General features: G+C 63.9%; 5 protein-coding genes and 1 pseudogene. 1 reads left to right on the forward strand and 5 read right to left on the reverse strand.

The window, feature by feature from the left end:
- Nucleotides 1–115: pseudogene (locus AB7F41_RS16735) on the forward strand (IS110 family transposase); the annotation flags it as partial.
- A gap of 8 nt (nucleotides 116–123) precedes the next feature.
- Here AB7F41_RS16735 and AB7F41_RS16740 read toward each other — a convergent pair.
- From AB7F41_RS16740 to AB7F41_RS16760, 5 genes are all read right to left on the reverse strand, one after another.
- Nucleotides 124–1,530, reverse strand: a complete 1,407-nt coding sequence (locus AB7F41_RS16740; protein WP_428386013.1) for a TolC family outer membrane protein — start codon at nucleotides 1,528–1,530, stop codon at nucleotides 124–126.
- A gap of 9 nt (nucleotides 1,531–1,539) precedes the next feature.
- The gene (locus tag AB7F41_RS16745) at nucleotides 1,540–4,755 is read right to left on the reverse strand and encodes an efflux RND transporter permease subunit (RefSeq protein ID WP_428406709.1); all 3,216 of its coding nucleotides are present in this window, start codon (nucleotides 4,753–4,755) and stop codon (nucleotides 1,540–1,542) included.
- An 88-nt stretch (nucleotides 4,756–4,843) separates the two neighbouring features.
- The gene (locus AB7F41_RS16750) at nucleotides 4,844–6,034 is read right to left on the reverse strand and encodes an efflux RND transporter periplasmic adaptor subunit (protein ID WP_428382206.1); all 1,191 of its coding nucleotides are present in this window, start codon (nucleotides 6,032–6,034) and stop codon (nucleotides 4,844–4,846) included.
- A 241-nt stretch (nucleotides 6,035–6,275) separates the two neighbouring features.
- Nucleotides 6,276–7,232 carry an outer membrane protein gene (locus tag AB7F41_RS16755; protein WP_428382204.1) on the reverse strand — a complete coding sequence of 319 codons (957 nt, stop codon included), beginning with the start codon at nucleotides 7,230–7,232 and terminating at the stop codon, nucleotides 6,276–6,278.
- A 241-nt stretch (nucleotides 7,233–7,473) separates the two neighbouring features.
- Nucleotides 7,474–8,539, reverse strand: a 1,066-nt coding sequence (locus tag AB7F41_RS16760) for a replication-associated recombination protein A (protein WP_428406710.1), incomplete at its 5' end; no start/stop codon positions are given.

An 8,539-nucleotide genomic window follows, 5' to 3' on the forward strand; every position in this document is an offset into this window, starting at 1 on the left:
AGCCGGAAAGCCCGCCAAAGTCGCCATCACCGCCGTAATGCGCAAGCTCGTCGTCCTTGCCAACGCCCTCTTACGAAAAAACCGTCCCTGGGCCGAAGACGCTCCTTGCGCATAACGGATACTCTAGCGGCCATCGGGCGTCATCGGGTCGCCCCACAGCCCCTTGACCTGATCGAAATGAATCGCCGGATCGTAACCGAGGGGCGTCAGTCCGAGCCAGCCGGACGACAGCCGCCCGAGCGCCGAGAGCACGGCGTAGGAGGCGACGACGCGGTCGCGCTGCGCGATGACGAGTCCGATGCGCGCATTGAGCAGCTCCTGTTGCGCGTTGAGGATTTCGAGCGTCGTTCGCTGACCGGCCTTGGCTTCCTCTCTCACGCCATAAAGCGCGCGCTCCGCCGCGGCGATCTGGGTTTGCGCGGCGGCGATCTGCGTTTTGGCGGCCTGCAGCGCGCCCCAGTAGGCGCGCACCAGCGAGAGCACTTCGGCGCGCGCGACGTCGGCGTTGAGCCGGCGCTGGCCGGCCGTCTCCTTGGCTTGACGCACGCGCGATGACGTCAGGCCGCCTTCGTAAATGGGCACGTTGAGATGTCCGAGGATCTTGGCGCCGACGTTCCGGTTTCCGAGGCCGACAAGATCCGTTTGGGTAAAAATATCGCCGATGATCGAAAATTTCGGCATGAAATCCGCCTCGAGCGCCTTGATGTCGAGATCGGCGGCGTCGGCGTCGTGCAGCGCGGCGAGAATGAACGGATGTTCGGTTTGCGCGATGCGCTCCGCTTCCTCGCGCGACTTCGGCAGCAATCGATCGACGGGCGCGCCGGGCGAGAGCGTCTTCGGCTCGACGCCGACGATCTTGCGATAGACGCCTATGCTCGCGTCGAGCGCCGCGCGCGCGGCGCTGGCCATCGATTTGCCGCCCGCCAACCGCGCCTCGGCCTGCGAGACATCCGTCGGGGTGATCTGTCCGTATTCATAGCGCTCGCGCGTCTGGCGCAATTGCTCCTTCAGGACGGCGACATTGCTTTCCTGAAGTTTCAGCGCCGCAGTGTCGCGCAGCACGTCCATGTAGGCGGTGACGGCGTCAAACAAGATGCGCTGCTCGGTCAGGCGCAGCCGCTCGCGCCCGGCGAAGACGCCCGATTCCGCCGCGAGCGTCTGGTTTTGCGTTTTGAACCCGTCGAAGATCGGTTGCTCGAACGCCAGCGTCGCGGCGCGGGGAACGCTCTTGCCGTTCTGAATGCTCTTCGAAAAGTCGGACTGTGTGGGGTCGTTCGGATAGATATCGTGCTGTTGCGTAATCAGTCGATTGCGCTGCACGCCGAGATAGCCGTCGCCGCTGACGCGCGGCCGCATGCCGGCCAGCGCCTGCGGGACTTTTTCATCAATGGCGCGCAGTTCGGCGCGGCTGGCGTTGAGCTGCGGATTGGCGTTATACGCGCGAGACATCGCGCCCATCAAAGTTTCCGCGCGCGCCGTCGCCGCTCCGCCTGCGATGAGGCAGATGACGAAACAGGCGACGCTGCGCATCCTCACCGCTCAGCTCCCGACGTGTTCAACGGAAACTGAGTCTGACGAGCGGGAGAAGAAGGCGTAGAGCGCCGGCAGAACGACGAGGGTGAGAAGCGTCGCGCTGATCAAACCGCCGATGACGACGGTCGCGATCGGCTTTTGCACTTCCGCGCCGGTGCCGGTCGCCAGCGCCATCGGCAAAAAGCCGAGCGAGGCGACGAGCGCCGTCATCACCACCGGGCGCAATCGGGTCATCGCGCCTTTGAAGATCGCCGGACGCTCGGGCATGCCGCTCGCGATCAGTTGCGAAATATAGGTGCGCATGACGAGGCCGTTCAGCACGGCGACGCCCGAAAGCGCGATGAAGCCGACCGCCGCCGACACCGACATCGGCATGCCGCGCAGCCACAGCGCGGCGACGCCGCCTGAAAGCGCGAGCGGCACGGCGGTGAAGACAAGCAGCGCGTCGCGCACGGAGCCCAGCGCCGAATAGAGCAGAATGAAGATCAGGAAAAAACAGATCGGCACGACGATCATCAAACGCGCCCGCGCCGCGGCGAGATTCTCGAACTGTCCGCCCCATGCGATCCAATAGCCGGGAGGCAGTTTCACCTTCGACTCGATTTTCGCCCGCGCTTCTTCGACGACCGAAGCGATGTCGCGCCCGCGCACATTGGCGCTGACCACGACGCGTCGACGGCCGTTCTCGCGCGAAATCTGATTCTGCCCGTCGAGGATCGAGAAATTCGCCACCTGCTTGAGCAGCACGACCGGCGTATTTCCCCCCGCCGTCGGCAGCGCGACGGGAATCGATTCCAAAGCCTGCGCGTCCTCGCGCAGATTGTCCTGCAAACGCACGACGATCGGAAAGCGGCGGTCGCCTTCGAACACCACGCCAGCCTTTTGTCCGCCGATCGCGGCGCCGATCACGTCCTGCACGGCGGCGACGCTCAGTCCAAGTCGCGCGATCGCGGCCTTGTCGACCGCAATATCGAGGATCGGCAATCCGACCACCTGTTCGACCTTCACGTCGGTCGCGCCCTTTACCGAATTGAGGATGCTGGCGATTTGATTGGCCGCCTTCAACATCACGTTGAAATCGTCGCCGAAGACTTTGACGGCGATGTCGCCGCGCACGCCGGCGAGCAACTCGTTGAAGCGCAGTTGGATCGGCTGCGAGAATTCGTACGCGTTACCCGGCAGTTTGGCCAGTTCACGTCCCATTTTCTCGATGAGCGCGGCTTTGTCGAGACCGGGGTCCGGCCATTTGTCGCGCGGCTTCAGCATAATGAATGTGTCGGTCAGGTTCGGCGGCATCGGATCGGTGGCGATCTCCGCCGTTCCGGTCTTGGAGAAGACATAATCGACTTCCGGGAAGGCGCGCAGCGCTCGTTCGATGTCGAATTGCATCCCCTGCGCCTGGGTGAGCGAGGCGCTCGGAATTCTGTTCGCCTGCATGGCGAGGTTTTTTTCATCGAGCGTCGGAACGAATTCCTCTCCGAGCGTCTGATAGAGCACAGCCGCGAGCGCGAATGCGCCAGCGCCCATGGCGATCGGCTTCAAGGGCGCGGCCATCGCCCATTTCAGCATCGGTTCATAAATGCGCTTCAGCGTCTCGACGACGACGTTCTCGGACTCGTGCACGCGCCCCGATAGCCCGATGGCGATCATCGCGGGAAAGAACGTCAGCGAAAGCACGAATTCGGAAACGAGCGCCATGATGACGGTCATCGCCATCGGATGGAACATTTTGCCTTCGACGCCGGAAAAGGTCAGAATCGGCACGTAAACGAGAATGATGATGCTCTGTCCGTACACGGTCGGCCGCCGCATCTCGACCGCCGAGTCGATCACCGTCGTGAGCCGTTCTTCCAGCGTGAGCGCGCGCCCCAGAGCGTTTTGACGCTGCGTCAGGCGCCGCAGGCAGTTCTCGGTGACGATGATCGCGCCGTCGGCGATCAGGCCGAAATCGAGCGCGCCGAGGCTCATGAGATTGGCGCTGATCTTCCCCGCATACATCGCGATGCCGAGCAGCAGCATGGTGAGCGGTATGACCGTGGCCGTCACGAGCGCTGCGCGGAAATTGCCGAGCATGATGAAGAGCACGAGGATGACGAGCGCCGCGCCCTCGATGAGGTTCATGGCGACCGTTTTGATCGTGGCGTTGACGAGAACCGTGCGGTTCAGAATCGTCCGCACTTCGACGCCCGGCGGCAACAGCCGCCGAACTTCATTCATTTTCGCGTCGACAGCGCTCGACACTTCGCGACTGTTGGCGCCGATCAGCATCAAGGCGGTGCCGATCACCACCTCTTCGCCGTTCATGCTGGCGCTGCCGACTCGCAGTTCGCGTCCGACGCCGACGTCCGCAATGTCCTCGACTCTCACCGGCGTGCCGAGTCGCGTCGAGACGACGACTTTGGCGATGTCGTCCATGGATTCGAGGCGGCCGGAGCTGCGGACGACGAGGCCCTCGCCGTTGCGTTCGACATAGCCGGCGCCTCGGCTGATGTTGTTGCGTTCGATCACGCCGGCGAGATCGGCGAAGGACAGTCCGAGGGCGAACATCTTCGCCGGGTCAGGCTGAACGTGATATTCCTTGACGTAGCCGCCGAGCGAGTCGACGCCTGCGACCCCGGGGACGGTGCGCAGCTGCGGCCTGATGATCCAGTCCTGCACGGTGCGCAGATAGGCGGTTCGCTCGAGCGGCGTCCGCAGTCTCTGCCCTTCCGGCGTCAGATAGTCGCCGTTGCGCTGCCATCCGGGCTCTCCGTCCGGAGCCGGCTTCTCGTCGCCGCGCGGCGCATAGTCGACGGACCACATGTAGATTTCCGATAGGCCGGTCGCGACCGGGCCCATATGCGACTCGACGCCCGGAGGGAAAGTCTCCTTGGCGAGCGTCATGCGTTCGGCGACCTGCTGGCGCGCGAAATAAATGTCGACGCTGTCGGCGAAGACCGCGGTGACCTGCGCGAAGCCGTTGCGCGAAAGCGATCGGGTGTATTCGAGCCCCGGGATTCCCGCGATCGCGGTCTCGAGCGGGTAGGTGACCTGCTTCTCGATTTCGAAGGCGGACAGCGCCGGCGCGAAGGCGTTGATCTGCACCTGATTGTTCGTGATGTCCGGCACGGCGTCGATCGGCAGCCGCATGAGCGCCCAAACGCCGAGCGGCACGGCGAGCGTCGTCAGCAACACCACGAGCCAGCGGCTTCGAACCGAGAAGGCGATGAGGTTCTTAAGCATCAGCGCTCGCCAGTGCGCAGGTCGGCGGCTCTCGACGCTCGGTCGAGGCGCTGTCCGGAAGGACGACACACATGGCGTTGGGCGCGCATCATTCCTCCGGAATGTTCTGCTTGCCGAGCTCCGCCTTCAGCAGGAAGACGTTGGACACTGCGATCTCTTCGCCGGGCTTCAGGCCGGAAACGACTTCGACCGAGTCGTCGTCGCCCCGTCCGAGTTCGACTTCACGCTTTGTAAAACCAGCCGGCGTGCGAACGAAGACATTGGGCTTGCCGTCGATGATCATCACGGCCGAACGCGGAATTTTGACTTTCACCCGCGCTTGCTTAAGCGAGATTTCGGCTTCGAGCAGACTGCCCGGGCGCAGGGAGAAATCCGGATTCGGGAAACGCGCCAGGACGGGGCCGGTTCGCGTCTCGCGCGAGATTGTCGCAGTGACATAGGTGATTGTCCCGTCGAATACGTGGCCTTCGGCGTTTTTGATTCGAACGCCCTGCCCTTCTCGCAGAAGCGAGAGATCCGCCGCTGGAACTGCAATTTCGGCCTCGACGATCGAGAGATCGGAGATGACGTAGAGCTGCCCTTCCCCGGTGACCGGCTGACCGACGTTGACCATGCGCTCGATGACGCGTCCGGAGATCGGCGCGAGAATTTCCTTGCGACGCAGGTCGGCGATCGGCTGCGAGGGCAGGGCGGCGATCTCCTGCTCGCTCATGTCCAGCGCCGCGAGTTTCTGGCGTGCGAGATCGAGTCTCACTCTGGCTTCCGTGAAAGCCGCTTTCGCCTTGAGAAACAACTGCTCCGCCGTGATCTTCTTTTCGAACAGCCCCTTCTCGCGCTGATAGAGCACGCTTTGGAGTTCGAAGTTTGCCGCCGCGGCGAGATATTCGCTCTTCGCCTCGGCGACTTCCCGCGAATCGATGATGGCGATGATTTCGCCGCGCTTGACCTGGTCGCCGAGGCGTTTTCGCAGCTCTTCGACGACGCCCACGACCTTGGCGGCGACCCGTGCGATCTTGTCCGGATCGGGCTTGACGGCGGCCGGCGCCGTCACCTGGCGCGCAATCACGCCGGGGCCGACCGGCGCCGTCGCGATCTTGGACGCTTGAATCTGAGCGGCGGAAAGCTGGACCTCGCCGTTGACAGGCGCGGCCTGGGTCGTCTCGGTTTGGCTTTCCGGGGCGCCGCCGCTGCGCATCGCCCTGAACAGCGACGGCAGCGCCGCTCCGATCGCAAGGCTCGCGAGAATGGCGAGAACGAGAACGGACCTGTAACGGGTCATGATCGAGAAGTCTGCTCCGTCACGAGCGGTCTCCATGGCGTAGCATTGGCGCGCCGCTCGAGCCATCGGTCGCCGTGGCGAAAGTGGGGGATATCGCGCGTCCGGCGTTCTTCTTCCGTTTAGTGAAGCGTGTTGCGGCGGTTCACGCGTCGGCTGGTTCTTATTACTTATGCCACGGTTTTTAAAAAAGAAAGCCCGGCCGAAAGGCCGGGCTTTGCATTTTTTGCGGTTCGCCGCGGGCTCAGTATTTGGCGAGCACCGGCGCCGGCGCGCTGAACAGGTTCAGCCGATAGTTGATGCCGACGCGCGCCACATGGAAGCGGTTCTGAACGCGGGTCGTCGCGCTGTTGAAGAACGGCGCAGTGGTCGTTCCGAAGGGCACAACCGTCAAGGCCGTCTGGCCGAGGCCGAAAGTGCTGATGGTCGTGGAGCCGAGATCGACGTAATCATATTCCAGCTTGAACGACCAGTTCGGGAACATCAGCGGCGCATATTCGAAACCGCCGCCGACGGTCCAGCCGTATTTGATGTTATCGAACGTCCCGCGGCCGAAGGCGCCCGAGGTGATGTTATACGGGAAGAACCCGAACACAGCGCCAGAGACGCCGCGCGTCGAGCCATAGTTGAAGTTGGTGTTGACCTGGCCGTAAGCGAAGCCGCCCGTGGCGTAGAACATCAGGTTCGGCATCAGCGGCGTGAAGCCGACGCGGCCGCGGACCGTGCCCCACCAGTCGACATAGCTGTTGACGGTGCCGGCGCCCGCATAAGCGCTCGAGAACACCGGGCCGGGGATCGGGAAGGCGGAAACGGTTCCGCCCGGGCCCCAGCCCGAGGTGTTGGACTGGATGTTGGCGGCCTGGATGTCAGCCTCGAGGCCGACGACGAGCCAGCGGTTGAACTGATAGTTGTAGCCGACCTGGCCGCCGCCCGTCACGCCCGTGAGGTTGGTCTGGCGCTGCCACGCCACGCCGCTGAAGATCGGCGTGCCGAGCGCGGAGTGAATGTTCTCGCGGGTCCACTGGTTGTCGGCGTTGCCGAAGGCGCCGCCGATGTTGACGCCGCCATAGAGGCCGGTCCAGCTGAACATTGGCGGCGGCGGCGGCAGCGGGGGGCCCTTGTAGTGGGGGAGGTCGGCGGCAAACGCCGATCCGGCGACGAGCGCCAGCGCGAGGCCGGCGGCGACAGGCAATTTGGTCATGTGTGACGCCCTCATGTGAAATTCCAGTTCCTGCGGCCTGCTGTCGCCCAAACGATCTCGCCGAAATAAGATCGCCGCCTCTGCGACACCGCGCCGATAGGTTCAGGATTACGTTCGAAGCGTTCCAAGGGTCAATCAAAACGCCGTCGTTTTAGGCGTTCGCAGGCGTTTTTGCCGGTCGGCGTGACAAATCGGCAACAGCGAAAAAACGTGATTTCGTCATGACCTTGCGCGCGCACATTCATGATTCGCCGCGCTCTTTGCGCAATCGCTCCCAATAGTCGAGGCGTTTGGCGATCTCGCGCTCGAACCCGCGCTCGACAGGCCTGTAAAGCTTCTGACGCTGGAGCGAATCGGGCCAGTAGTTCTGTCCCGAGAATCCGTCGGGCGAATCATGATCATAGTCGTAGCCCGCGCCATATCCCTCTTCGCGCATCAGTTTCGTCGGCGCGTTGAGAATGGTCTTCGGCGGCATGAGCGAACCCTTCTCCTCCGCGAGCCGCTGCGCGCGCTTGAACGCGACATAGGCCGCATTGGATTTGGGTGCGGTCGCCACATAGATGATCGCCTCGGCCAGAGCGAGCTCACCCTCGGGACTGCCGAGAAAATCATAGGCGTCCTTGGCGGCGTTGGCGACGACCAGCGCCTGCGGGTCGGCGAGTCCGATGTCTTCGACCGCCATCCGCACGATTCGCCGCGCCAGAAACAACGGATCTTCGCCGGCGGCGAGCATGCGCGCGAGATAGTAGAGGGCGGCGTCGGGGTCCGAGCCGCGGACGCATTTGTGCAGCGCGCTGATGAGGTTGTAATGCCCTTCCTGCGCCTTGTCGTAGATCGGCGCCCGGCGCTGCACGACGCTCGCCAGACCCGTCCGGTCGAGAATCTCGCCGGGCTTCGCTGCGCGCCAGAGCTCCTCGGCGAGCGTCAGCGCCGCGCGACCGTCGCCGTCGGCCATGCCGACGAGCGCGGCGCGCGCGTCAGGGTCGAGCGGCAGCGGCTTGCCTTCCGCATGTTCGGCGCGCTGGAGCAGCTGTTCGATCGCCGCTTCGTCGAGCGCCTTGAAGGTCATCACGCGCGCGCGCGAGAGTAGGGCGGCGTTGAGCTCGAAGGAGGGATTTTCGGTCGTCGCGCCGATCAGCGTGATCGTCCCGTCCTCCATGACCGGGAGAAAGGAATCCTGCTGCGCGCGGTTGAATCGATGACTTTCGTCGACGAAGAGCAGCGTCCCCTGTCCGGCCGCGCGCCGCGCGCGCGCCGCCTCGAAGGTCTTCTTCAACTCGGCGACGCCGGAGAAGATCGCCGAAATC

This window comes from Methylocystis sp., from assembly GCF_050251305.1.
GTDB lineage: Bacteria > Pseudomonadota > Alphaproteobacteria > Rhizobiales > Beijerinckiaceae > Methylocystis.